Source organism: Mucilaginibacter dorajii (assembly GCF_024808255.1).
GTDB lineage: Bacteria > Bacteroidota > Bacteroidia > Sphingobacteriales > Sphingobacteriaceae > Mucilaginibacter > Mucilaginibacter dorajii.
Map to the genome: position 1 here is coordinate 219421 of NZ_JANTYS010000004.1, position 25982 is coordinate 245402.

The window sequence follows — 25982 nt, forward strand, 5'->3', positions numbered from 1 at the left end:
TTTATGGTGTTTGTCCGGCAAGTAAATACAGTACTGCCATACGTACGGCCACACCGTTTTCTACCTGGTCTAATATAATAGATTGTTTGCTATCGGCCACATCACTGGTAATTTCCACACCGCGGTTAATAGGGCCGGGATGCATTACCGTGATCTCCTTATCTAACGAATCTAATATGGTTTTATTGAGTCCGAACAGCATGGTATATTCCCTTAACGACGGGAAATATTTAATATCCTGGCGCTCCAGCTGAATGCGTAGCATATTAGCCACATCGCACCAGTTAAGTGCCTTGATCAGGTTATGCTCAACCTTTACACCTAATGAACCAATATATTTAGGGATCAGTGTGGTTGGTCCGCAAACCATTACCTCGGCACCTAATTGTTTAAGGCAAAGTATGTTGGAGAGTGCCACGCGCGAGTGCAGGATGTCGCCCACGATAACCACCTTTTTACCTGCTACATCGCCATATTTTTCGCGGATAGAAAAAGCATCAAGCAAAGCCTGGGTAGGGTGTTCATGCGCGCCATCGCCGGCGTTCACTATCTGGGCTTTTACATGTTTTGATAAAAAGATACCAGCGCCTGCGTAGGGGTGGCGCATAACTACCATATCTACCTTCATGGCCAGGATATTGTTTACGGTATCAATGAGTGTTTCGCCCTTACTTACAGAGGAAGATGAAGCCGCGAAATTCACCACATCTGCCGAAAGGCGTTTTTCTGCCAGTTCAAAAGAAAGGCGGGTACGGGTGGAGTTTTCGAAAAATATATTGGCAATAGTTACATCGCGCAATGATGGCACCTTTTTTATCGGCCTGTTTAAAACAGATTTAAAGGTATCCGCCGTTTCAAATATCAATTCAATATCTGCCCGGTTTAAATCTTTTATGCCTAATAAATGCCTTGTGCTTAGTCCTGCCATGATCTTTTGATTTCGGATTTCGGATGTTCGATTTCGGATTTTTAATTTTTGATTGTCCGATTTCTAATTCTCTGATTTCAGAATTATTTTTTTATTTCTAATTTATTAAGCCGTTGTCTCTCTTTTGCTGTTTTACCTATCGCGGTAAATATTGCTGTGAGTTCATTAGCTTCTTTCTTTAATGCTGATATACTGTTTGAATCTACCAGCTCCGACTCTTCCATTACCTCTAACCAGTAGATAGATTCGTCGGCTTATTCTTCAACAATTATTATTTTATTTATAAAGTCAGCAGTCGATTTTCCTCTACATGCCGATCTGTAATTTGCACCAATGGACGTAGCGCATCTTATCAATTGATTTGACAGTACATCCAGTGAACGTTTTCGTGGAAGTTGCTCTATAAACTTAATAATATCAATAGAAAACCTCAATGTCCTCCGTTTTAATTCTACCTTATCCACGTTTGCAAATCAAAAAATTCTAATTCCTTAATTCCGAAATCGAACATCCGAAATCCGATATTATTTTATTGTGCCTCAGATACAAGTACTATTTTATCTTCTCCATCAGTATCTTTCCAGCTTACCACTACTTTTTGGCTCGCGATGGAATCAACTTCTATCCCCACGTAATCAGCCGATACAGGTATGTGCCTTGAATAGCGCCTATCAACTAAAGTCAATAACTCTACTTTCTCCGGGCGACCAAAGGCCTGCATGGCATCCATGGCAGCGCGTATAGTACGTCCGGTCCACAGTACATCGTCCATCATGATCACTTTTTTGCCTTCGATGATAAAATCAATTTTAGTTTGATTAGGCACCAGTGGTGATCCCTGCCTGCGGAAGTCATCGCGATAAAAAGTGATATCCAGGTCGCCCTGCATAATTTTACTTTCGGGAAGTATCTTGCGGAGTTCTTCGGCAACACGGCGGGCCAAATAAATGCCACGCGGCTGAATACCAATCAATACCGAACCCGAAAAATCGTTATGATTTTCAATTAACTGGCGACATAAACGTTGTATGGTAATCTGGAATTTTTGACCGTCGAGCAGTGTTAGATTTTGCATCGTATGGGTGGATTTGGGCAAAAATAGTAAATAGTTTTCAGTTTTGAGTGATGAGTTTTGAAAGTAAACGAGTAGTAATAGATTAATGGATTGGTGTTATTACTTCGTTGTCCGTCATGCATAACAAATATGTCATTGCGAGGCACGAAGCAATCTCATACTCTACAGGGCAGATTTGCATAGTTCGCGATTGCTTCGTGCCTCGCAATGACATAATTTTATAGATTGTTTTCCAACTCAGATTTTGCGGATCGGATGATATTATTACTGCTCAGACAACAGTCTCAAAGCCGCCATAGCCCGCTCCGCATCCTTCTTCGCTACAAAAATATGATCATGGTAAAAAGCGGCAACAACATTGCAGCTAATTTCTTCTTTGGCCAATGCAGCGGCAAAAGCAGCGGTAAGCCCGGTTGCCTCTAATGACGAATGAATAGTTAGCGTGATCCAAGCGGCTATATAGCTATACTCCAGCCCGAGCGTATCGGCAATTTCTTTTTTGAGAATCACCGTTAGTGCTTCCTCTTCTTTAAAAGTGCCTATGACTTGTTTTATGTCGATGCTTTGATCGCCTGATACGGTGCAGTAAACATAATCGCCCTCATTTAAAATAGGGGTCATGGTTTTGAGAAGGGTATTTAGGTTGGTTTCGCCGGTCATGATTAATTAAGGTTATAAAAAAAGCCCTTCCGAATGATCGGAAGGGCTTAAGAATTGCTTAGTTTAAAAGCTTATGCTTCTTCGCCTTCAGATTCTTTTTTAGCAGCAGGGGCTGGCGCAGCTTTGCGGGCTTTGCTTTCAGCGCCTTCCATTTGCTCTTTTAACTGAGCTAATACGCTAAGGTCACCTAAAGTTGATTTTTCAACTGATTCTTTCACTTTTTTCACCGCGTTGCTTGCAGATTTTGCTTCTTTTTTGCGGTTTTCAAATTCCTGTACACGAGCGTCAGCGCGGGCTTCTTCCCAGATACGTGAGTGTGAAATAACGATACGTTTGTTTTCTTTGTTAAATTCAATGATTTTGAATTCAGCAGCTTCTTCAGCTTTAACGCTTTTGCCGTCTTCTTTAACCAGGTGTTTGGTTGGCGCAAAGCCTTCAACACCGTAAGGTAAAGCTACGATTGCACCTTTGTCAGTTACTTTCAACACAGTACCTTCATGAATTGAATCAATTGTGAAGATGGTTTCAAAAGTATCCCAAGGGTTTTCTTCAAGCTGTTTGTGGCCTAAGCTTAATTTGCGGTTATCAATATCAAGTTCTAAAACAACCACGTTTAATTTTTCACCAACTTTAGTGAATTCATTAGGGTGGTTAACTTTTTTAGACCATGATAAGTCGCTGATGTGAATTAAGCCGTCGATGCCGTCTTCCAGTTCAACAAACACACCAAAGTTGGTCATGTTTTTAACTGTAGCAACGTGAGTTGTGCCAATAGCATATTTCTCACCGGCATTTTGCCATGGATCAGGAGTTAATTGTTTAACACCTAAACTCATTTTGCGTTCGTCGCGGTCAAGTGTTAACACTTGTGCTTCAATCTCATCGCTAACTTTCAGGAATTCCTGAGGGTTGCGTAAGTTTTGTGACCATGACATTTCTGATACGTGGATCAAACCTTCAACACCAGGGATGATTTCAAGGAAAGCGCCGTAATCAGCAACAGTAACAATACGTCCTTTTACTTTTGAGCCTACAACGATGTTCTCGTCAAGTGACTGCCAAGGGTGTGGAGTTAATTGTTTTAAGCCCAAAGCAATACGTTTTTTCTCGTCATCAAAGTCAAGAACAACAACGTTGATCTTTTGATCCAATGCAAGAATTTCACGTGGATGCTCAATACGGCCCCAAGAGATATCAGTAATGTGTAATAAACCATCAACACCACCAAGGTCAATAAATACACCAAAGTCTGTAATGTTTTTAACAGTACCTTCCAATACCTGACCTTTTTCAAGACGGGCAACGATCTCTGTTTTTTGGTTTTCCAAATCGTCTTCAATCAGCACTTTGTGCGATACCACTACGTTTTTAAACTCGTGGTTAATTTTAACAACTTTGAATTCCATTGTTTTACCTACGTACACATCGTAATCCCTGATAGGTTTAATGTCGATTTGTGAACCTGGTAAGAAGGCTTCAACGCCCATAATATCTACAATCAAACCACCTTTAGTTCTGCTCTTAACAAAACCAGTGATGATCTCATCATTATCAAGTGCTGAATTAATGCGCTCCCATGATTTTTGAGTTTTTGCACGTTTACGTGAAAGTACTAACTGACCGTTAGCATCTTCTTGTGATTCTACAAATACGTCAACTGTGTCACCGATCTTAAGATCTGGTGTATCACGGAATTCTGATACTGAAACTAAACCGTCTGATTTAAATCCTACGTTTAATACTACATCTTTATTGTTAACATTAACAACCGTACCAGTGATGATTTCGCCTTTGGTGATAGAGCTGAAAGTTCCATCATACAATTTTTCGAATTTCTCACGGTCGCTATCGCTGTAGTTACCAAATTTTTTGTCATCTGCATCCCAGTCAAAATCTGCACTCGGTGTAGCTGCAATTTTAGATTTGATCTCTTCGATCGAGATTGAATCAGCTTCTGATTCAATAGTTTCTTTTTCGCCAGATGCGGTAACTGTACCCAGTTCAGCTTCTTTCGCTTTTAATTCTTTTTCTGCTTCTTGTTTTTTTGCCATTAAATAATTTATCTCCTTTTCCCAATTTGTTAATTGGGACTGCAAAGGTACAGACATATTTTTATTTAAAAAAGAATTATTTAATGTTAATTGCTGATAATTAGGCAGTTTTTATCCGGATTGAAGGATTTTTGGAGTAAGGAGCAAGGATGAAGGCCTTTTTGCAGAAAGGGACGTTCTATATCAATTGATTAAGGGCCTTATAATTTGCTGCCAATCTCATCAAATATCTCCATAAAACCACCCAATAAGTAATCGCGGTAGCTGCTAAGCACTTCGTTCATTTGGCTTTCATGTTGTTCGGTAAATGGATCTTTCCAAACCCGCATACAAATGCGTTTAAGGGCGTAAGAGATCTGGTGTGTTTCTGCATAGGTATGCAGGTACTTGCTTTTCTTGAAGTTTTCGTAAAACTTGAAGAACACTGCCGTATCTGCCAGGCCCGAGAAGGTTAAAAACTCATCTATAGTTTCTGTTTTACAACCAGCCAGGTGGGCATAAAAATCATCTACTTTTACTTCACCGGTGGTAAGTAACAGGTTATCAATAATCAATTCAAGCGCTATATGTCCTAAAAAAAATGGCTTTACCGGCGAACCTGTTATTGCAGGTAACAATTGTTTTTTTAGCTCGTGCGAGTGAAAGATGAAAAATTCGGATGAGTGAAAATACTTATCTACTGCCAGGTGCTTGTTCCAGCCGGCAATGATGGAATTAACATCAGGGTTGGGGGGGTGTAGTTTTTCGGGCCGCAGAATAACGTGCTTATCTGCATTTTTCAACAGGTCTGGCAATACCGTTCCCAATACATGGTAACAGTTGGTGGTATGCCTGTCGAAATAAAAGTGCGATAAAAAATTCATAAGCGTATGGATGCAATATACTATGATTTAAAGATACACAGGGTATCTTGGATTACGATATATCACTGTTTAAAAAATAGATGTATTATTGCCTGCAATATGGAATATGTTGATGTGGCAAAAAAACCAAGGATCAGAACACTCGATTCTTTAAGGGGGATTGCTTCTCTTTCGGTTGTAGCTTCGCACATTTTAGGACTTCATCTTTACCTCTCCCTTCGTTTATCCCCTTTTTATATTATAATGGCAGGACATGAGGCAGTTATTTTTTTCTTTGTGTTAAGCGGATATGTTTTAACCTATCAATATTCATCCAATCCGGTTTATTCTTATCATAGATTTTTACTTCAGCGAATAATCAGGATCTATATTCCTTATATCATATCAATTTTCTTGTGTATAGTACTTTTATTAATTTGCAAGCCTGCTCATTTAGGCGATGCCTGGATACATATCATGTGGTCGGCGCCAATAACTTATGAACTAATTTTAAAGCACATCTTTTTCATTAGTAACTTTAATACCAAGGCTTTCAATCCCGTAATATGGTCGTTAGTTCATGAAATGCGTATGGCTATATTATTTCCAGTCTTACTCTACTTTTTAAAACTTAAACCCGCAAAAGCTTTTATAATATTATTTACGGTTTCAATTATAGCAATGGTTGTTATAGCCTTTAATATTGAGCCGTCGTTTGGCTTTTTAAATAGCTTTAGTTATACCCTATATTATTTTTACATCTTTTTTGTTGGTGGATTAATTGCCAGATACCAACAAGCGTTAACTTTATTTTATAGCAGCTTAAGTCCAAATAAAAAAATAGTTTCAATTATAGGTGCGATTTTGCTTTACAATTATTCAAACTTCATCCCATCTCTACTTGTAAACAAACATTTACCCGCAATGGCTATTGAACCTGTTTCTACTATGGTTGGAGATCTTTTAACCGCCATCGCATCTTATTATTTAATTATAGCAGCAATAAGTACGTCAAACAACAAAGTACTTATCAGTAAAATACCTTTATTTTTTGGGAAAATATCTTATAGTTTATACCTTATCCACCTTCCTACCCTGGCTTTCATTTACTTTACTTTGTATGGTAAAATCTCAACTCCTATTATATTATGCATTGGCTTTATAGTCAGTTTACTTTTAGCGGCTATTTTTAATAAGTATGTAGAAAAACCAGCCATGGGGATGTCAAAGCATAACTTATTGAACAACCAGGCAGAAAAGCGGCTATAATATTTTTTGTCTTCATCCTCTTTTTAAGTCCAGCCTATCGTATAATTATTCTTTTATCTTTGCAGCTTTGAAACAACACTTAATATGAACTTTGTTGAAGAACTAACCTGGCGCGGTATGCTGCATACCATTATGCCGGGCACCGAAGAGATGCTTAATAAAGGTATGGCTTCGGGCTATATAGGGTTTGATCCTACTGCCGATTCGCTGCACGTAGGTCACCTAACACAGATCATGACTTTGATTCACTTTCAACGCGCCGGCCACAAGCCATTCGCGCTGGTGGGTGGTGCTACCGGTATGGTGGGTGATCCATCGGGCAAATCTGCCGAGCGTAATTTATTATCGGAGGATGTGCTGCAACATAACTTAGAGGCGGTTAAAGCCCAACTTACCCGTTTCCTGGATTTTGACAGCGGCATGAACAGCGCCGAAATGGTGAATAACTACGATTGGTTTAAGAATTTTACTTTCCTTGATTTTATCCGCGATGTGGGCAAGCACATCACCGTTAATTATATGATGGCTAAGGATTCGGTAAAAAAACGACTGGAGGGTGACACCGGCATGTCGTTCACCGAGTTTACTTACCAGTTGGTACAGGGCTATGATTTTTATTACCTGTGGAAAAACCATAACTGTACCATTCAAATGGGCGGTAGCGATCAGTGGGGTAATATTGTTACCGGTACCGAGTTTATTCGCCGCAAAGATGCCGGCGAAGCATTTGCCTTAACCACACAGTTGATTAAAAAAGCAGATGGAACCAAATTTGGCAAAACCGAAAGTGGCGCAGTTTGGTTAGATGCCGAACGTACATCGCCATACCAGTTTTACCAGTTTTGGCTAAACACAACCGATGTGGATGCCAAGGCCTATATTCGGATCTTTACTTTGTATGACCGTGCCGTTATTGAAGCCTGGGAAGCCGAGCATGACGCGGCACCACATACCCGTATATTGCAAAAAGCACTGGCAAAAGATATTACCATCCGCGTACATGGCGAAGCTGAGTATGAAAAGGCTATCAAATCATCTGAGTTTTTATTTGGTAACATTGGTATCGAGTTTTTGAACGAGCTTAACGATGCGGAGGTGCTGGCCTTATTTAGCGGCGTGCCTAACTTTAGCATCTCTTTAGATGAACTGAAAGACGGCATAGCGGTTACCGATCTGCTTGCAGCCAAAACAACTGTTTTCCCGTCAAAAGGCGAGGCGAAAAAAATGATTGCCGGCGGTGGTGCTGCTATTAACAAAGTTAAAATTGCAACTGCCGACGATGTTTACAATACCGAAGCTTTAATTGGCGGGAAGTTTATTATAGTGCAAAAAGGAAAGAAGAACTACTTTTTGATCATTGCAGAATAAATAAAAGCAATTCAATTACTTAGATGCAGGAGCGATGGCGAAAACCATCGCTTTTTTTGTGCGTAAAAATTTGATAATGCGACAAATGGTAATTATATTTGTATATATGTCATATAAAGAGAAGCGAAACAAAGATAATGTCCTGCACGAGCCAATGGCGGCTTACCAGGTATCTGCTCCTATGCCATCTTTTTACAATTTGCTTGGCGGCAGCAAATCACTAAAGCTTTCTACAGATTTTGATGTTATTAACCTGGCCCGTAAAGGTTTCCCTAAAAGCGTTTTATTGGCCTTGGCTAAAAAGATATCTTTAAACATACAGGAGCTTGCCAATATTTTGCACATCAGCGAGCGTACTTTACAACGTTACGAAGATGATGCCATCATCAAAACAGAATACGCCGAAAAGGCCGTTGAACTTGCCCGCCTTTATACCCGTGGCGAGGATGTTTTTGGGTCGATAGATAAATTTAAGATCTGGATAAAAACACCGTCATTGATTTTTAATGGTGAAGCACCAGTTACTATTTTGGATACTTCTGCCGGTTTTGATATGGTTTTTAAGGAGTTGGGCCGCATTGAACACGGTATTTTTGCCTGATGATTGTTTACCGCATTTCCAACTGTAATTATGCGGGCGACTTAAGCGGCACGGGGGCGCGTTTGTACGGAGGCCGGTGGAATAGTGAGGGTAAAGCCATGCTTTACACGGCATCATCAAGGGCTTTGGCTGTTTTAGAAGTATTGGTACATTTAAACACCTTAATTGTACCCAATAATTTCTGCTTAACCGAAATTAAAGTTCCTGAAAACGATATTTTTACTTTAGATGAGTCCCTGTTGCCACAAAACTGGCGGGATATATCGCCACCACGCCTATTACGCGATCTGGGTGATGAGTTTTTGAGAAAAAATGAACATCTGCTTTTTAAAGTACCCTCATCCATCGTACCTGCCGAATATAATTACCTGCTCAATCCTTTACATCCGGATGCTATAAAAGCCAAAGTAGTGAAACGAGAGCCTTTTAGTTTTGACGAGCGATTGATAAATTAATCATTAGGTCATTTGCTTCGCGTCATTAGGTCATTGGTTAAAATTTAATGCCTCAATGACACAATGACACAAAAAAAGCGATGAGGAAACCCCATCGCTTTTTTTATAACTGATTGTTTACACTTAAAAATCGCTAAGCAAATCCAATTTTTTAGCATTATATTCTTCCTGTGATATCAAGCCGTTATCAAACAAGGTTTTTAATCTTTTTAATTTTTCGGTAAGCTCATCTGGTTTTGGTGCTGGTGGGGCAGCCTGTAGTATTGGCTCGGGTGCTGGTGGTGCAACCGGTGCAGGTGGCAATGATGAGGTCACAGGAGCCTGCGCGTTATAAACCTGTTGTGCCGGCGATGCATGCGCAGCAGGGTTTTCAAACTGCACCGAGCCCGATTCTGCACGTTTTTGCTCCAAATCGCGTTGGCGGCGGGCTTCGCGCTCCACTTCCTTACGTTCCTGTGCGTATTGGTATAGCTTACGGCCCTGTACTTTAGGCAGGTAATCTACAGCCATTTCGGCACCGTTGGTTGTTTTTACGCTGAATATAGCCCCAATGATCTCTTCTTTAGTATATACATCAACAATATCCTTCCACACAAAATCAACAAACTTAATAGATAAGCCCAGGTTGGCCGGGGTAAAAAATAAGATGCGTTTGTTGGTTAGGGCAATGCAATCAGGAAATAAGTTAACCAATGGTTTTTTCTGAACTGCTATATAGATGATCTCCTCACCTGAAGAAAGCAGGTCGACCAAACGGAAATAAACTTTTTCAACCGTTTTAGGATCTTGTTCCTCGTTTAAAAATTTCTCAATCATGTTTTTAGCATTTATGATGCACGCAAAAATAACAATAATACTTAAGTAGCCTATAAGTTTTAAGCAATCAGCAAATTACAGCCGCGGATGTCGCTTTGATCAAAACGACCCAATACCTCAAAGGAGTTATCGGCATAAAGCTTGCCCAAGTCCTGTGTGGCTATAAACGAGCAGGAATTGATATTAGCCAGGTCTATCACGTTGATCCCACCGGTTTTGCCAACAGGTAACGTACTTATCGGGTCGTTAGTATCGCGGATGATGACCTGCATCCAGGGCGGGCATTCAAAAATACCATCGCCTTTGGAGTAGGCTTGCGAAAGCAGTTCCGTCATCCCATATTCTGAATGGATTGAGTTTACTCCAAAGCCTTTACACAGCATGTTGTGCAGTTCTTCGCGGATCATTTCTTTCCTGCGGCCTTTCATCCCGCCGGTTTCCATCACGATCAATTCCGGAAAATCTATCCTATAATTGTCAATAAAATCAAGCAGACCAAAAGTTACGCCAATTAACAAAACAGGCTTTTTAGCTTCCTGTTGCTTTTTAAGCTGATGGTAAAGCTCGTCATGGTTGTACAGAAAAAAGCCGCTATCGGGATTGTTTGATTGTTTGATCAGGTCGTCAACCATATAGATCAGCGATGAGCCTTCACGCTCCAAATAGGAGGGGAGTAAAGCCAGCACCGTGTGTGCCCTGATATCGCCATAAAACAAACCAAATGCTTTTCTGAAACTATCCTCGTACCAGGTTTTATCGGTTACATGGTGGCTGCTGGTGATCATCCCCGTAGTACCCGAACTGGTAAACGTTACCTCTGCCGGGGCATCTGTGCTCAATATGGTGTGCGATTTGAAAAACTCGATAGGTAAAAATGGGATTTTATCGACTGTAGCAACCTTTGCCGGATCAATCCGTAATCCCCTAATAAATTGATTGTACACTGCGCAGTTTTGAGCCTGGTAGTTAAAGATCTGTAGTGTCACATCCTCAAATTGCCCCGGGCTGCTGATAGAAAATACCTGTTGTTTATCGGGCTTGTTCATGCATGGCAAAGATAGTTAAATGTGCAGATGTGCAAATTTCAGATATGCAGATTGTTTTTTCGCTATGGTCAATGCGCATTTTTAAAACTGGGAACTTCTAACAGAGGAAATGATAGTGTCCCGCCGTCATGCCGAACTTGTTTCGGCACCCCACTTGCCGGGTATACTTCATGTGGTACACCTATCCTGTGGGGTCCTGAAACAAGTTCAGGATGACTTCCTTTTTTATAACTTGTCATAGGCAGGAGGATGGATGAACCAATGACGGTGGCACCATATCTCCGCAAGTTCCGGGTTTTAACCCGCGTCTGATAGCCCCACCTTTACACTATCAAAACACAATACGATGAACAAATTTAAAATTGTACCGCTTTCAAAAGCCTATGTAAATATCATTAAAACAACCATGACCGACGATTTTGGCAACCCGGTTGTTGAGCAATTAGCTACCGGCCTTGGGCCTTGTCGTATCTCATTAAAGCCGTTTGAAAAAGGGGTGGATAAACGACTGTTGTTTAAACACTCGCCGTTTGTGGTTGAAAATGCTTACAACCAGCCAGGCCCCATATTTATTAATGCCGATGAAGTGGAAGAGTACAGCGATGTGTTTCGTTTTCCGCAACTCATTAAAGCAAACAAAAAAAGCTTCCCCTTATCCTTAATTGGCTATAATCATGAGCAAATGATGGTACTCACAAGGTTAGTAGGAGATGATGATGTTGACCAATTGATAAACGAGATTTTTGACCAACATCCGGCAGTTGAATACCTGCACGCCCGCAATGCGCAGGCTTGCTGTTTTATCTGTAAAATTGAAAGGTTGTAATTTAAAAGTTAATTAACTTAATTTTAAAACAACTGTTTGTTTTATAGGTTGTTGTATTTAGTAGTTTAATTAAACTGCATACCCCATGAAAACATTAAATATTTTAAAATTCCCGCTGATATTAAGCCTGTTTTTTGTGCTGATATCTGCCAAAGCAGGCGACAAGGAAACCGAGCGTGTACACAACTCAACAAAAGTGCTCAAAGAGTTTGGCCGGATAAAAGAAAGTATCCCGCACCAATTATTGGAGCAATATGAGGGCATTGTGATTATCCCTAAAATGATCAACGCCGGCCTGGGCATTGGTGCCAAACGTGGCAAAGGCGTGGCTGTGGTAAAACTGGGCGGTGGTAAATGGAGCGACCCTGTTTTTGTAACTATTACAGGCGGCAGTTTGGGTTTGCAGGCAGGCGTGCAATCGGTAGACCTGGTGTTGGTTTTTCGTCATAAAGGCGTGCTGACCAAGGTTAAAAATGGCGATTTTACCATCGGCGGAGATATTTCTGCAGCTGCTGGTCCGGCGGGCCGCAGTTCGACAGCTACTACAGATTATAAACTGGAGGCCGAGATCTATTCGTACTCACGCAGCCGCGGGTTGTTTGCCGGTATTAGCATCAATGGCTCAAACCTGAGTATTGATAAATCGGCTAATGCCAAATTTTATGGCGATAAAGATTCTTCGGCAGATATTTTTGCCTCATCAAAAAGCAGCGCCGAATCTGTGAGGTCGCTTAAGGCAACTTTAAAAGCTTTGCAATAATTTAATTGTTGAAAATTGTTTTGAAAGAGCTTTGCTGTTATGGCAAGGCTTTTTTTGTAGAAGAAAACATGTCGCAGACCAACTGGCGAAAGACTTACGAAGTTTTTAAAACTTTGTAAGTCTGGATCTACGACTTGCTCCGACCAAATTCCTAAATAAACCGTTAAAACATCGTCAAAAAATAAAACAACTGCACTTTTTATGGGTTGAATACGTTAATTATGCACATTATTTGTATTAATCAACCCCATGAAAACATTGAAATTTTTGACGTTCCCGCTTTTACTAAGTTTATTTTTTGTGCTGATATCGGCAAAGCCGGATGAAAAGGAAACCGTAAGGATCCAAAATTCGGCCAACGTATTGAAGGATTTTGCCGAAATGAAAGAAAGTATCCCCAGCGAATTAATCAAAAAATACGAAGGTATTGTGATTATTCCCAAACTACTTAACGGCGGTTTGCTTATTGGCGGCAAACGCGGTAAAGGCGTAGCTATGGTAAAACTGGGCGATGGCAAATGGAGCGACCCTGTATTTGTAACGCTAACCGGTGGCAGCGTTGGTTTCCAGATCGGCGTTCAATCGGTGGATTTGGTTTTGGTGTTCCGTCACAAATCAGTTTTAACCGATATTAAGAAAGGTAGCTTTACTATTGGTGGCGATATTTCTGCGGCTGCCGGCCCGGTTAATCGCAATAAATCGGCAGTATCTGATGCTAAGTTAGAGGCCGAGATCTACTCTTACTCCCGCAGTCGTGGTTTATTTGCAGGGATCAGCCTTAACGGTTCTGGCTTAAATATCGACAACAATGCCGATTCAAACTTTTACGGCAATGATGATTCATCACAGGATATTTTTGCCGCGTCAAAAAACACTTCCGAAGAAGTTACAGCACTAAAAGAAAGCCTGAAGAATTTTAAATAAGCGTTGTTAAAAGCTTATGTTTAACGTGGCCCGCTTCAAAACAGGCCACGTTTTTTTATACCTGCTCTTTTTCAAAAGCCTTTTTAACCAGTAATCCGGATAGCGCGGCAAAGCCACCTACCAAGCCGCCTGCCAGCCCGGTTATGATCAATATTAACCACCAGGATGGCAGTTGAAATAATACAGCTATTTTTTTGGCCAGGATATGATCATTGGGGATGCTTTTAAATAGCGCTAATACCACCCATACAATAAAGACCGCGCCAAAGCCCGATACAAAGGCTTGGCCAGCGGTTTTACCTACAAAAATGGCGGCTAAAAATGCTGCTATTGCAACTACCCACCAGGGTAAAAAAAAGCCGCTTGCAAAGGATAAAATGAGTATGATGAGAAATAGCATGATGTTATTTTTTAGTGCTGATGGTTAAGGTTGTTTTAATACGGGGCGATTTTTCATCGGGCGATTGCATAAACAATAGTTCTTTCAACTGGCCTTGTTGCCAGGTTTTTAACATATCGTCATAAAAAAAGCTGCCAGGGTTGCCGCTTTCGCCGCCGGGTAAAATACCGTAGCCTTTTACCGTTGGCCCCATTTGTACCACCATACGCCATGATGGGCCATGCCCGTTAATCAACGCGTTTATGGTTGAGCCGGTACCACCACTTTCAAAATTGCCCGAGCTTAAGGCCTCCTGCCGGGTTAGGTGCTCAATTTCCATTGGTTTAACAGCGCCCCATTGCCAGCTTTTGCCGGGTTGCCCGTATTTGTGGGTAAGGCTGTCAATAACGTTTACAAAGGCATGGTTAATTACTTCGGTGCAGGTTTCTTTTGCCGGCGAGTGGATATTATCAAACCATTTGGAATCGGGTTCCTGCAAAATCAGTTTTTCGGTCCGGTCCATAGATGGGTAATTGGCCTGTAATTCTTTGGAGCCAAAATCATCGCTCCAAATCATCCTGTAAATCTCTAACCACCAGTTGCTAAATATGGTTGCGCCAACAGAATTTACAGCGAAGTTCTTATCCCAGGTTTTCACAATTTTATAAGCCGCCAACTGGTTTTGATCAAGCTTGGTGGCATCTAAGTATTTCATTAACGCAGGCATCATATCCTGGGCGCGGATGCTGTATACATCGGTTTGTAAAAGCCGCATGCTATCAACAGTGGCTTTTTGCATTACGGCAAGCCTGTCGTTAATGCGTTTACCTCGCTCGTATGGCGCAAACTGCCAGTTGATATAATACGGATAAGTTTGATCTGTTGACGATTGGTTAGCCGAACTCACAAATCCCCTTGGTGGGTTTTTAACGGTAGGGTTCTGATCAAAAGGGATCCAGCCGTGCCAGTCGTTCGCCGGGTCGCTGCCATCCATAATAAATTTACCCTGGTCCCTGAATTTTAGCGGGAACTTTCCGTTGGGCGTTATAGCTATATCGTTACCCTTACTGGCAAATACAAAGTTTGACGCCGGGGCATTAAAAAAGGTGAGCGCCTTACGGTAATCGTTATAATTTTTACCTGTGTTAAGGATGTACATGGTCATCAACTCGTTCGATTCATCGTGTGCTATCCACCTTAAAGCATCACCAACAGGGACAAATTTGGGCGTATGCGGGGTTGTTTTGCTTTTATCTTCATAAACAACCGGCCCGTGGTGGGTGTAAATAACCGTATCATACAAGGGGGCCTTGCCGCGAATGTTGATCACCTCAACCCTGCGGGTTGTTTTGTTCCATTGTTTATTGTACCAGTATTCGTTTTTGGCAGCATCCTTAAATTTTACCTGGTACCAGTCCAGCACATCGGCATCAACATTGGTTATGCCCCAGCTAATGTTATTGTTAAAACCTAAAATTACGCAAGGTGCGCCGGGTAAACTTACTCCGTAAACATTCATGCCCGGGGCCGAAAGCTGTATTTGATACCAAATGGATGGAAAGGTAAGGTCAAGATGCGGGTCGTTAGCCAAAATAGGGTAGCCATTGGCTGTTTTGCTGCCTGTAACCGCCCAGTTATTACTGCCGATGCCTTCTTCTTTTACAGATCGTTTGACTTCACCATTCATTTGCGCCAAAAAGCCTGCCGGTTTTTTGGGAATGGGTAGGGGTTTAAAATCCCATTTGGTACCTACCGGGATAATAGGGTCTTCTTTTGAAGGATAATCGGGGAACAGGTCATCGGTGGTTGTAGCGCCAAATTTTTTGAGGATGTTGCTCATGGCAAACTCGTTTGAGCCGCCTGCCAAAGTTTCTGACATCAGTTTTAATAAAAACGCGCAATTGATAGGCTTCCAATCTTCGGGGGCGTAATCCAATAGTTTAAACTCCAAGGGGTATTCGCGCGGGCCAAGCTGGTGAATGTAGGCGTTGATACCATCGGTGTAAGCCAAAATCATTTGGCGGGTGGTTTTATCGGCCATCATAGCTCTCAGGCTGTTTTCTGCACCGTAAACCATACCCATGCGTCGATGATAGCGGTCTATCTCCAGGGCCTGGTCGCCGGCTACTTCGGCCAGCCTGCCTGCAGCGCTGCGGGTTTGGATATCCATTTGCCAAAGGCGCTCGGTGGCGGTTACGTAGCCCTGGGCGTAATATAGGTCGTGCTCGTTTTGCGCAAAAATATGAGGGATGCGGTTTTCGTCGTACTTAATGGTTACGGTGCCTTGTAGCCCGGGTAACTTGAGTGTGCTTGCAGTTAAAATATGTTTGCTCTCGGCATTTTGCCAAAAACCATCTGCCGGACTCAGAAACTTGCCCAACGGAGGTACCGGGCCAAATTTTGTTTGCAGCATCCAAATGAGGGTGAGGGTAAAGGCAATGGAGAAAAATGCTTTTGTAAACTTCATCGGTATAGCGTGATATCGTCTATAAAGTTAAGATTTTAATATGCTTCTTCAAGTTTAGGTTTACGCTTTTTATAATGTCTTTTGGGTTTATTTTGCAGGCTATCCGGATTGCTGGTCTGATAGCCTGCTTTCTTTTCGCGCCTGAATTCCCATGGCGGTGTAGGGTTAACGTCATGCCAAAGGCCCAGCTTGCTTTCGCGGGCCTGCTGTTCGTACCCGGCCAGCTCGGCGCTTTGCGAATATTGTTTGTATTGCCAGGCGTAGCCGGTTTTTACCAGCTGATAGTTCACGTTGGTGCCATCCTCTAAAATAACTAACGCCACTGTACGGCCGTAACGGTCATGTACATTGCCAATCAGCTTTACATATTTGCCAAAACAAAGATCGGATGTGGCTTTTTTTGCCGCCTGCCCAAAGGCCTGTGTTTTTTCGGGACAGTCCACTTCGGCAAGACGTACGGTCATTTCCTGGTTATCGTTGCTTAGTAACCCAATGGTATCGCCGTCTTTAACCTTTACAACTTTATACAAGTTGGCCGGCTGGCGGTTACATCCCCAAAGGGTAAACAAAACAATAAGCAGGAGCGAGGAGTACTTTTTGAACATATGTGATTTCAGATGTGCAGATTTCAGATATGCAAATGTGCAGATTTTGGCCGGTTGATTTTTTGATTATGCTGATTTCGTTGATATGTTTTTTGGTCTGAACCGGGATTAAACAGATTTATCAGATTAACAGGATTTTGATATTTGAATCCTGCTAATCAAGGCTCAGGCATTATAATTATAGTATACATGGTATCAAAGAAGAGAATTAAAGAAACCGATAAAACGGGCAAGCCTTGGGGGAGTGGGCTTAGCGGTTAAACCAGTTGATAACAATATCCAGTCTTGATCTTTTTAAAACATCAAGCCAAAAACGGTGTACATGCAATGATTTCATGGTTTTTAACATTTTTTAACACTTTCAGTTATACTATAACTTTTTAATTAGGGAAATATTGTATCAGTTCATGGTTGATGGTTCATAGATCATGGTGACAGAGGAGTTCATGGGGAATAGTCGCTACTAATTGATTTTGATTATTCGGGTAAATAAAGTGCTATTAAATGGGTGATATTTTGCTGCCATGAACTATGAACAATGATCTATGAACCATCAACCATGATCTATTGAACTATCAGCAAAAACCTATTTGCTATCAACCCTTAACAATCGTATTTTTGCGCGTTATGAGTATTTCTAAAACATATCTACCCAAAGAAACCGAGGATAAATGGTACAGTTACTGGTTAAAGCACAACTTTTTTAAAAGTGTGCCCGATGAGCGCGAGCCTTATACCATAGTCATTCCGCCGCCAAACGTTACCGGGGTTTTGCACATGGGGCATATGTTAAACAATACCATACAGGATGTATTGGTACGCCGCGCCCGTATGAAAGGGAAAAACGCCTGCTGGGTTCCCGGTACAGATCATGCCAGTATAGCCACCGAAGCTAAGGTGGTCGCCATGCTTAAAGAGCGCGGCATCAGCAAAAAAGACCTTACCCGCCCCGAGTTTTTAACTTATGCCTGGGAGTGGAAAGAAAAATACGGTGGTATTATCCTGGATCAGCTTAAAAAATTAGGTGCCTCATGCGATTGGGACCGCACCAAATTCACCATGGACGAGGAACTATCCGAAGCCGTAATTGATACGTTCATCCACCTGTATAAAAAAGGCCTCATTTACCGCGGCGTACGCATGGTAAACTGGGACCCGCAGGGTAAAACCGCGGTGAGCGATGAGGAAGTTATCAGGAAGGAAATAAATCAGAAGCTTTATTATATAAACTATGAAGTTGTGAGTTCTGAGTTTTTAGTTTTGAGTGAAAAAGAGACTCAAAACTCAAAACTTAAAACTCAGAGCTATCTTACCATAGCCACCACCCGCCCGGAAACTATTATGGCCGATGCGGCTATCTGCATTAACCCTAATGACGAGCGGTATGTGCATTTGCATGGCAAGCGCGTATTTATTCCGCTGATTAACCGCGAGATCCCGGTGATACTGGATGAGTACGTTACCATGGATTTTGGTACCGGCTGTTTGAAGGTTACCCCGGCGCATGATTTAAATGACTATGAGCTTGGTCAAAAACATAACCTGCCTGTTATTGATATTTTAAATGACGATGGCACGCTGAACGAAAAAGCGCAGATTTTGGTTGGTGAAGACCGCTTTATCGCCCGTAAAAAAATTGCTGTGTTGCTTGAAGAAGCAGGAGCATTGGCCAAGGTAGAGGATTATAAATCACAAATTGGTTTTAGCGAACGTACCGACGCCGTTATTGAGCCTAAACTATCAATGCAATGGTTTTGCAAAATGGGCGAAATGGCTAAACCAGCCTTAGAATATGTGTTGGACGGTGAAGTAAAGCTTATTCCCGAAAAGTTCATTAACACATACCGTCATTGGATGGAAAACGTGCGCGATTGGAATATCAGCCGTCAACTTTGGTGGGGACAGCAAATTCCGGCCTGGTATTTACCAAACGGCGAATTTGTTATCGCTAAAAATATTGAAGAAGCGCTCAAAGAAGCTCAGCTCAAAACTCAAAACTCACAACTCACTACTGCCGATTTAACCCGGGATCCTGATGTTGTTGATACCTGGTTTTCATCGTGGCTGTGGCCGATCTCAGTTTTCGACGGATTTAAAGATCCCAACAATGCCGATATCAACTATTACTACCCAACCAACGACCTGGTAACCGCTCCCGAGATCCTGTTTTTCTGGGTAGCGAGGATGATTATGGCCGGGCACGAGTTTAGGGGCGCGGCACCGTTTAAAAACGTTTACCTAACCGGTATCGTAAGGGATAAACTGGGCCGTAAAATGTCGAAATCATTGGGTAACTCGCCAGATCCTTTGGAACTGATAGAACAGTATGGTGCCGATGGTGTGCGTGTAGGTATGTTGCTATGCTCACCGGCCGGTAACGATTTGATGTTTGATGTAAGCTACTGCGAACAAGGCCGTAATTTTGCCAACAAGATTTGGAATGCGTTCAAGCTGATTAAAGGCTGGGAGGTTGATAGCAGCCTTGCCAACCCTAATGAAATAGCCATTGAATGGTTTGGCAGCCGCTTTAACCAGGCCCTGGGCGAAATTGAAGATAACTTTACACAGTACCGTTTATCAGAAGCTTTAATGGCCACGTACAAGCTGGTTTGGGACGATTACTGCGCCTGGTACCTGGAAATGATTAAGCCTGCCTACCAACAGCCAATTGACGCGGTTACCTATAACGCAACTGTTGCTTACTTTGAAAACATCCTCAAAATACTGCATCCTTTTATGCCTTTCCTTACCGAGGAATTATGGCACGATGAATTGTTTGGGGAAAGGGATACTTTAGACTGTTGCATTGTTGCGCAATTGCCAAATATTGGGGAAATAAATACTCAGTTGTTAACTGAGGTTGAGGTGGTTAAAGTAATTCTTACTCAAATCAGGAATATTCGTCAAACAAAACAGATCTCGCCAAAAGACGCGCTTGAACTTTCGTATAAGTCAAATTCGGGCATAAACTATCAGCAGTACCAGGCAATTATAGCCAAGCTGGGCAATATCAGCACGTTTACAGCGGTTAACGATAAGGTTTTAGGTGCGGTCAATTTTCTTGCCTTAACCGATGAATTTTTTATACCCCTGAATGAAAATATTGATCCGGTAGCGGAGTGTGCCAGGCTGAATAAGGAAAAGGATTACCTTTTGGGCTTCCTTAAGTCTGTTAATGCCAAGTTGGGTAACGAACGTTTCATGGCCAATGCCAAGCCCGAAGTTATAGAAATAGAACTACGCAAAAAGGCCGATGCAGAGGCCAAACTACAAATCATCGAACAAAACCTTGTTGATTTGGCTTGCTAATTGCTTTTGTAATTGGCTCTTTGTACATGATGTTTAAAACGGCCCGTAATGCAGGGTTGTATTTAAACATCATGTGCAAAGAAGTCAATGAAATTCATGGGTAAAAAAGTAAGTTTTTTTAACTTTTCAATAAGCCAGATTTTGTTCAAGGATCAGCCGTTCCTTGACCAGGCTCGTATTCGTCTTCTTTTTTTTGGTTTTCCGCTGGTGTTTGTGGCACTTGGTGCTATTCTTTTAAGTGTTTATTTCCAGGGCCAGCTACTGTTGGCTTATACAGCTGCGGGCCTTATGGTTTGCGTTGCCGCTTTATTTAAGTTTTTAACTTATCGGCCCAACTGGCGGTTGATATCCCATTTATTGCTAAGTGCAGGCACCATTGTTAATATCACCGTGGTGTATTTTACGGTACAAACTGTTAATATTGTTACCATACAGGTTATCATATTGGTTATTGTTTTTAGCTATTACATGCTTGGGCAAACCGGCGGGTTGGTATATTCCCTGCTGAACACCATACCGGTACTTATTTTTATGATCATTGAGTTTACCAAAGGTTATGTAATTAATATAAAGCCCGATAGGATAGATCAGTCAACCATTATCATTACCCTGTTTGCTAATTTTATACTGCTCATATTTATCCACAGTCATTTTTATACAGCTTTTTTAAAGAACATAAAGCAGCTAAAAGACGGTGCCAGGGAGCAGGAAGAACTTAACGCCAGGCTTAATGTGGCTATTGAAAAGGCCGAAAAATCAACTCATGCCAAATCCGAATTTCTTTCAACCATGTCGCATGAGATCCGTACGCCACTTAACGCGGTAATTGGCATGAGCAACCTGCTTATGATGAACAATCCAAGAAACGATCAAAAAGAAAACCTGGAGATTCTTAAGTTTTCGGCCAGCAACTTGCTTGCGGTTGTAAACGATGTGCTGGATTTTAATAAAATAGAATCGGGTAGGCTGGTGTTCGAAAACATTCGCTTTAACCTGGTTGAGCTAATGCATAATATCTGTGGCGCGTCGATCATCAAAGCCGAAGAAAAAGGGCTTTTGTTTAAGCTGGATATTGACAGCTCGTTAAAAAATAAGATACTTTTTGGCGACCCTACCCGTATCACCCAAATTATTTATAACCTGGTTAGCAATGCCATAAAATTTACCGCAAAAGGTAACATATGGGTAAGGGTAACCTGTTTTGAAGACCGCCACAATACCGTTACCGTTAAGTTTTCAATAAAAGATACCGGCATAGGTATTGAAGAGCATAACCTGAGTACCATATTTGAACCCTTTACGCAGGAGTCGTTAACCACCACCCGGCAGTACGGCGGCACCGGGCTGGGTTTGGCCATTGTAAAACGCCTGCTTGATTTGCAAGGCTTGCATATGGATGTAAGCAGCAAAATGGGCAAAGGATCTGAGTTCTCATTTGCGATGGAGTTTCCGGTATCAACAGAAATAGTGGTAGATAAACCGGTTGTTGCTACTGTAAAATCACAAACAGAAGAGCCGGAAGGTTTGGCTTGCGTAAGGATGCTTATTGCCGAAGATAATATGGTGAACGTTATGCTGATGAAGAAGCTGCTCTCTAAATGGAAAATTATCCCAACCATTGCCGAGAATGGTATGCGCGCGGTGGAATTAATGCAATACGGTAACTTTGATATTATACTCATGGACCTGCAAATGCCCGTAATGAACGGACTTGATGCCGCCATGGAGATCAGGAAAATGGCCGATCCTAAAAAATCCGGGATCCCTATTATTGCTTTAACCGCTTCGGCTTTGATGGATATCAAAGAAAAAATTTATGAAGCCGGTATGAACGATTATGTATCAAAACCGTTTAAACCAGATGAGCTTCTCCAAAAAATACAGCATTTTGTAATGGTGGCCTAAACGGGCTTGCTATAGGCCGGTAAATCTTCAATAAACTTATATTCCCGCTTTTGCTGATCAATAATACAATAGTAATGCTGCAGGCCGTTGCTCACTGCCAGTAACGATACCTTGTGTACCATATTATACCGGGCAACCTGGTCAAACGTTTTTTGATCGATAGTTACCGATGGGGCTTTACACTCCACTATCAAAATGCGTTCACCAACGCTGTTAAATACCACAATATCTGTACGCTTTTGCAGCCCGTTTAGCTTAAGGCCACCCTCAAGCCTGATGAGCGAACGCGGATAGTTTTTTTGTTTAATTAAATATTGTACAAAATGCTGCCTTACCCATTCCTCGGGTGTAAGGATGATGGTTTTTTTGCGAATCTCATCAAATAAAGAAAGCTGCCCGTTGCCGTCATCGCTTATTTTAAAAGGATAGGGAGGGAGGTTAAGGGGTGGTAGAATTGAAGTCAAAATTAAAAATTAAAAAGTCAAAAATAGCTTCGCAAGGCGGCTATTGGGTTGTAAAAATCGTCATTGCTTTGTGCTTATCCACAACAAGTTCACCATGTCATTACGAGGAACGAAGCAATCTCATGCTCTACAGGGCCGACTTGCATAGTTCGCGATTGCTTCGTTCCTCGCAATGACATAATTTTATATGGTTATTGCCCGTTAGCAATATGTTAATTATGCCAAAAATAAGAATGATTAACGGCAAGCCTTCATGCAATTCAAACTTTACTTTCCACATTTGAAATATAGCAGCGTTTTACCACAACCTTTTCTTTAATTTTGAATATTGAACCAGAAAGTCATTTTTGACTTTTTAATTTTGACTTTTGAATTAAAATGACCGCTGCCGAGATAATTAAGGATATTAAAAACCGCAAATACAAACCCGTGTACCTGCTGCACGGCGAAGAGCCTTATTTTATTGATGTAGTGGGCAACCATATTGAGCATAACCTGCTTAGCGATGCCGAGAAGGGTTTTAACCAAACCGTAGTGTACGGCAAGGATACCGATATTATGACCGTGCTTAACGCCGCTAAGCGCTATCCCATGATGGCCGATTACCAGGTTGTTATGGTAAAAGAGGCCCAGGACATGAAATGGGGTAAGGATGACGATAAAAAAGGCATGGATCCCTTGCTTAGCTATCTTGAAAAACCGCTGCCGAGCACCATCCTGGTGTTTTGCTACAAGTACGGCAAGTTTGATAAGCGCAAAAAAACATATAAGGCTATTGATAAAAACGGGCTCGTGTTTGAATCGGCACCGTTGTATGATAGTAAGATACCGGCCTGGATAGAAGGTTTTATCAGCGACAAGGGTTATAAGATAAGTACGCAGGCCTCGGCAATGTTATCCGAGTACCTGGGTAACGATCTTTCAAAAATTGCTAACGAGCTTGAAAAACTGATGCTTAATGTTGCTGCCGGGCAGGAAATCACCCTGAAACATGTACAGGATAACATCGGCATTAGCAAAGAGTATAATGTATTTGAGCTGCAAACCGCGCTGGGTAAAAAGGATGCTTTTAAGGTTAACCAGATCATTAATTACTTTGAGGCCAATCCTAAAAATAACCCCATTGTACTGGTGCTGGGCAACCTCAATAATTTTTTCAGCAAGGTGCTGGCCTACCATTACATCAAAGATAAATCGCAGCAAAACCTGGCGCGCGAGCTGGGCGTAAATCCCTATTTTGTGAAAGATTATGAGCTGGCGGGTCGCAGTTATAATTACCCCAAAACCATGCAGATCATCAGCTACCTGCGCGAGTATGATTTAAAGAGCAAAGGTGTTGACTCGCTTGCGCCACACGGCGAGTTGATGAAGGAACTGATGTTTAAAATACTGCATTAATTATCCCTTAAACACGTTTTTGCAGCTTTAAACTAAGTAACATTTTTGTTAGGTGTATCATATGGCTGCGTAGCCCCGTAGTGGTATGCATTTGTTTGAAAATGCCCTTTTTAGCCAGATTTAAAGGTTTTTTGCTGTCGCGATCTTGAGGCTTCCACTTGTGTAAAGAACTATTTACATTGTAACAAAATTAACCGGTAATTTAATTTCTTATGTTCACTTAACGAAAGCAGCCTGCACTGTTTCCGAAGTATGATATAAACATAAAAATTAAAAAAATTATGATTCTTCTATTCTGCGGATTATCAGGTGCAGGTAAAACAACATTAGCCAAAAATGTTGCAACCGAATTGACAGAGCTTGGCGTAAGGACCGAGATCATTGATGGCGACGAATACCGGAGCGAGATCTGCAGGGATCTTGGCTTCAGTAAGGCAGATCGCTGCGAAAATATCAGGCGTTTGGGCTTTGTGGCCAGCCGGTTTTCGGCACATGGAATTGTTACTATCGTAAGCGCTATAAACCCCTACGAGGAAATGCGCCGCGAACTGACCGAAAAGTACGATCATGTAAATGTTGTGCATATTGATTGCCCGGTTAAACAACTCATTAGCCGCGATACCAAGGGGCTTTATAAAAAGGCTTTTTTGCCCGATGGACATCCCGATAAACTAAAAAACCTTACGGGTATCAACGCCCGGTTTGACGTGCCCTACGAGCCTGACCTGTATATCAATACAAGCGAAAGCACCGTGCAGGAAAGTACCTCATCGTTGCTGTATTTTATTTTAAATAACCTGCACCCTGTTGAGCCGGTTAAATATAAAGCAGCTAACTAAAATTATTCAAAAGGATACATCATGTTTTGATGTATAACCTTGTCACATCTATGCAAAAACGAACTCTTATTATAGCGGGCATGCACCGCTCCGGTACCTCGCTTATTACCCAGTGGCTTACCAAATGTGGTATGGAACTTGGCGAAAGACTTGGCGGCGCAAGTACCGGCAATATTGAAGGCCACTTTGAAGATTGCGAATTTTTAAAAATGCACGAGGAGATCCTCGATAACCATAAGCTCCCCCGATCTGGTTTAACGGCTGCCCATGTTGATAGCTTTTCTATTTATGAGCGGGAAAAGATTAAAAGTATTATTAAAGTAAAACAGCAGCTGTATGACCAATGGGGATGGAAAGACCCGCGCACCTGTATGTTTCTTGATGTTTACCAGCAGCTGATTCCAGATGCCTGTTACATGGTGATCATCCGCGATTACCAGTCGGTAATAAGCTCATTGCTGCGGCGCGATGTTAAGGTGATGGATAAAAGGTATGAAGACCGCAAGCTTTTTCCACGGCTGGCCTGGTTTCGGTTTAGGCGGGCCCGCAAAATAAAGGCGTTTTACCGCAGTAATACCCAGGAGTATTTAAAAGTTTGGATATCCTATAACCAGGATATTTTAAACTGCATTAAGCAGCTAAACCGGGATGCCTTTGTGGTAGTAAACTACAACATGCTTAACAAAGCCGACCTGCCTGTTTTTAAACACCTGCAAAACCAATGGGACTTTTCTTTAAAATATTTCAAGTTCAAGGATGTATTTAAGGAAAATCTTATGGGCGAAGACCTCGACATCGATCAGTATATCGTCGACAGAAGGTTGGTGTTTAAGGCTAAGCAACTACAGGATGAACTGATGGGATATATGATAGGGTAAAGCTTTGGCAGTGGTAACCTTTAAAAATGTGATTAGCCAGCGAAAGACTTACGAAGTTTTCAAAACTTCGTAAGTCTGGGCGGCGCTGTTCGAATGTCTCCGACGAACTACTATGCC

General features: G+C 41.8%; 25 protein-coding genes. 12 read left to right on the plus strand and 13 right to left on the minus strand.

From position 1 onward, the window contains the following. Position 1 precedes the first annotated feature (1 nt). The 7 genes from FHS10_RS07125 to FHS10_RS07155 form a co-directional block, all read right to left on the minus strand. On the minus strand, positions 2–928 hold the full coding sequence (locus tag FHS10_RS07125) for an aspartate carbamoyltransferase catalytic subunit (RefSeq protein WP_090467170.1): 927 nt from the start codon (positions 926–928) through the stop codon (positions 2–4). Between the two features lie 83 nt (positions 929–1011). Next, positions 1012–1152: a hypothetical protein gene (locus tag FHS10_RS07130; protein ID WP_259089007.1), complete on the minus strand. Its 141-nt coding sequence runs from the start codon at positions 1150–1152 to the stop codon at positions 1012–1014. Positions 1153–1182: 30 nt separating this feature from the next. After that, the gene (locus FHS10_RS07135; protein ID WP_259089010.1) at positions 1183–1392 is read right to left on the minus strand and encodes a four helix bundle protein; all 210 of its coding nucleotides are present in this window, start codon (positions 1390–1392) and stop codon (positions 1183–1185) included. 65 nt (positions 1393–1457) lie between these two features. Further along, positions 1458–2003 carry a bifunctional pyr operon transcriptional regulator/uracil phosphoribosyltransferase PyrR gene (gene pyrR / locus FHS10_RS07140; RefSeq protein WP_259089011.1) on the minus strand — a complete coding sequence of 182 codons (546 nt, stop codon included), beginning with the start codon at positions 2001–2003 and terminating at the stop codon, positions 1458–1460. A gap of 264 nt (positions 2004–2267) precedes the next feature. After that, on the minus strand, positions 2268–2663 hold the full coding sequence (locus tag FHS10_RS07145; protein ID WP_259089013.1) for an ACT domain-containing protein: 396 nt from the start codon (positions 2661–2663) through the stop codon (positions 2268–2270). Between the two features lie 71 nt (positions 2664–2734). Beyond that, the gene (rpsA, locus tag FHS10_RS07150) at positions 2735–4714 is read right to left on the minus strand and encodes a 30S ribosomal protein S1 (RefSeq protein ID WP_259089184.1); all 1980 of its coding nucleotides are present in this window, start codon (positions 4712–4714) and stop codon (positions 2735–2737) included. 200 nt (positions 4715–4914) lie between these two features. Beyond that, positions 4915–5577, minus strand: coding sequence for a hypothetical protein (locus FHS10_RS07155; RefSeq protein WP_259089014.1), 663 nt, complete (start codon positions 5575–5577; stop codon positions 4915–4917). A 6-nt stretch (positions 5578–5583) separates the two neighbouring features. On the opposite strand from FHS10_RS07155, the gene FHS10_RS07160 reads away from it, so the two are divergent. From FHS10_RS07160 to FHS10_RS07175, 4 genes are all read left to right on the plus strand, one after another. After that, the gene (locus FHS10_RS07160) at positions 5584–6825 is read left to right on the plus strand and encodes an acyltransferase family protein (RefSeq protein WP_259089015.1); all 1242 of its coding nucleotides are present in this window, start codon (positions 5584–5586) and stop codon (positions 6823–6825) included. An 84-nt stretch (positions 6826–6909) separates the two neighbouring features. Then, positions 6910–8193: a tyrosine--tRNA ligase gene (tyrS, locus tag FHS10_RS07165; protein WP_259089016.1), complete on the plus strand. Its 1284-nt coding sequence runs from the start codon at positions 6910–6912 to the stop codon at positions 8191–8193. A gap of 106 nt (positions 8194–8299) precedes the next feature. Then, positions 8300–8794, plus strand: a complete 495-nt coding sequence (locus tag FHS10_RS07170; RefSeq protein WP_259089017.1) for an Xre family toxin-antitoxin system antitoxin — start codon at positions 8300–8302, stop codon at positions 8792–8794. Further along, positions 8794–9249 carry an RES family NAD+ phosphorylase gene (locus tag FHS10_RS07175; RefSeq protein ID WP_259089018.1) on the plus strand — a complete coding sequence of 152 codons (456 nt, stop codon included), beginning with the start codon at positions 8794–8796 and terminating at the stop codon, positions 9247–9249. Before FHS10_RS07170 ends, FHS10_RS07175 begins: the two co-directional genes overlap by 1 nt. A gap of 123 nt (positions 9250–9372) precedes the next feature. On the opposite strand, the gene FHS10_RS07180 is transcribed toward FHS10_RS07175, so the two are convergent. Both FHS10_RS07180 and FHS10_RS07185 read right to left on the minus strand, forming a co-directional pair. Then, complete coding sequence (locus FHS10_RS07180; RefSeq protein WP_259089019.1) at positions 9373–10065, minus strand: PH domain-containing protein; 693 nt, start codon at positions 10063–10065, stop codon at positions 9373–9375. Between the two features lie 59 nt (positions 10066–10124). Beyond that, the gene (locus FHS10_RS07185; RefSeq protein WP_259089020.1) at positions 10125–11111 is read right to left on the minus strand and encodes a long-chain-fatty-acid--protein ligase; all 987 of its coding nucleotides are present in this window, start codon (positions 11109–11111) and stop codon (positions 10125–10127) included. Between the two features lie 346 nt (positions 11112–11457). On the opposite strand from FHS10_RS07185, the gene FHS10_RS07190 reads away from it, so the two are divergent. From FHS10_RS07190 to FHS10_RS07200, 3 genes are all read left to right on the plus strand, one after another. Beyond that, positions 11458–11937, plus strand: a complete 480-nt coding sequence (locus FHS10_RS07190; protein WP_259089021.1) for a DUF1203 domain-containing protein — start codon at positions 11458–11460, stop codon at positions 11935–11937. 85 nt (positions 11938–12022) lie between these two features. Beyond that, positions 12023–12697: a lipid-binding SYLF domain-containing protein gene (locus FHS10_RS07195; protein WP_259089022.1), complete on the plus strand. Its 675-nt coding sequence runs from the start codon at positions 12023–12025 to the stop codon at positions 12695–12697. Between the two features lie 249 nt (positions 12698–12946). Further along, positions 12947–13621: a lipid-binding SYLF domain-containing protein gene (locus FHS10_RS07200; RefSeq protein ID WP_259089023.1), complete on the plus strand. Its 675-nt coding sequence runs from the start codon at positions 12947–12949 to the stop codon at positions 13619–13621. 55 nt (positions 13622–13676) lie between these two features. On the opposite strand, the gene FHS10_RS07205 is transcribed toward FHS10_RS07200, so the two are convergent. The 3 genes from FHS10_RS07205 to FHS10_RS07215 are packed head-to-tail and all read right to left on the minus strand — an operon-like array spanning position 13677 to position 17072. Continuing rightward, positions 13677–14021, minus strand: coding sequence for a hypothetical protein (locus FHS10_RS07205; RefSeq protein ID WP_259089024.1), 345 nt, complete (start codon positions 14019–14021; stop codon positions 13677–13679). Positions 14022–14025: 4 nt separating this feature from the next. After that, positions 14026–16467 (minus strand): penicillin acylase family protein, encoded by a 2442-nt coding sequence (locus tag FHS10_RS07210; protein ID WP_259089025.1) that lies wholly within the window; start codon positions 16465–16467, stop codon positions 14026–14028. 35 nt (positions 16468–16502) lie between these two features. Next, positions 16503–17072 (minus strand): thermonuclease family protein, encoded by a 570-nt coding sequence (locus FHS10_RS07215; RefSeq protein WP_259089026.1) that lies wholly within the window; start codon positions 17070–17072, stop codon positions 16503–16505. 627 nt (positions 17073–17699) lie between these two features. Here FHS10_RS07215 and FHS10_RS07220 point away from each other — a divergent pair. Beyond that, positions 17700–20381, plus strand: coding sequence for a valine--tRNA ligase (locus tag FHS10_RS07220; RefSeq protein ID WP_259089027.1), 2682 nt, complete (start codon positions 17700–17702; stop codon positions 20379–20381). 96 nt (positions 20382–20477) lie between these two features. Beyond that, on the plus strand, positions 20478–22286 hold the full coding sequence (locus tag FHS10_RS07225) for an ATP-binding protein (protein ID WP_259089028.1): 1809 nt from the start codon (positions 20478–20480) through the stop codon (positions 22284–22286). On the opposite strand, the gene FHS10_RS07230 is transcribed toward FHS10_RS07225, so the two are convergent. After that, a complete protein-coding gene (locus FHS10_RS07230; protein WP_259089029.1) occupies positions 22283–22750 on the minus strand; it encodes a type I restriction enzyme HsdR N-terminal domain-containing protein in 468 nt (155 codons plus the stop codon). The genes FHS10_RS07225 and FHS10_RS07230 overlap by 4 nt on opposite strands. Positions 22751–23128: 378 nt before the next feature. Between FHS10_RS07230 and holA the strand changes: the two genes are divergently transcribed. The 3 genes from holA (at position 23129) to FHS10_RS07245 (ending at position 25865) form a co-directional block, all read left to right on the plus strand. Then, positions 23129–24148: a DNA polymerase III subunit delta gene (holA, locus tag FHS10_RS07235; protein ID WP_259089030.1), complete on the plus strand. Its 1020-nt coding sequence runs from the start codon at positions 23129–23131 to the stop codon at positions 24146–24148. Positions 24149–24429: 281 nt separating this feature from the next. Further along, positions 24430–24987, plus strand: a complete 558-nt coding sequence (cysC, locus tag FHS10_RS07240) for an adenylyl-sulfate kinase (RefSeq protein WP_259089031.1) — start codon at positions 24430–24432, stop codon at positions 24985–24987. 50 nt (positions 24988–25037) lie between these two features. After that, positions 25038–25865 carry a sulfotransferase gene (locus FHS10_RS07245; protein ID WP_259089032.1) on the plus strand — a complete coding sequence of 276 codons (828 nt, stop codon included), beginning with the start codon at positions 25038–25040 and terminating at the stop codon, positions 25863–25865. Positions 25866–25982 lie beyond the last annotated feature (117 nt).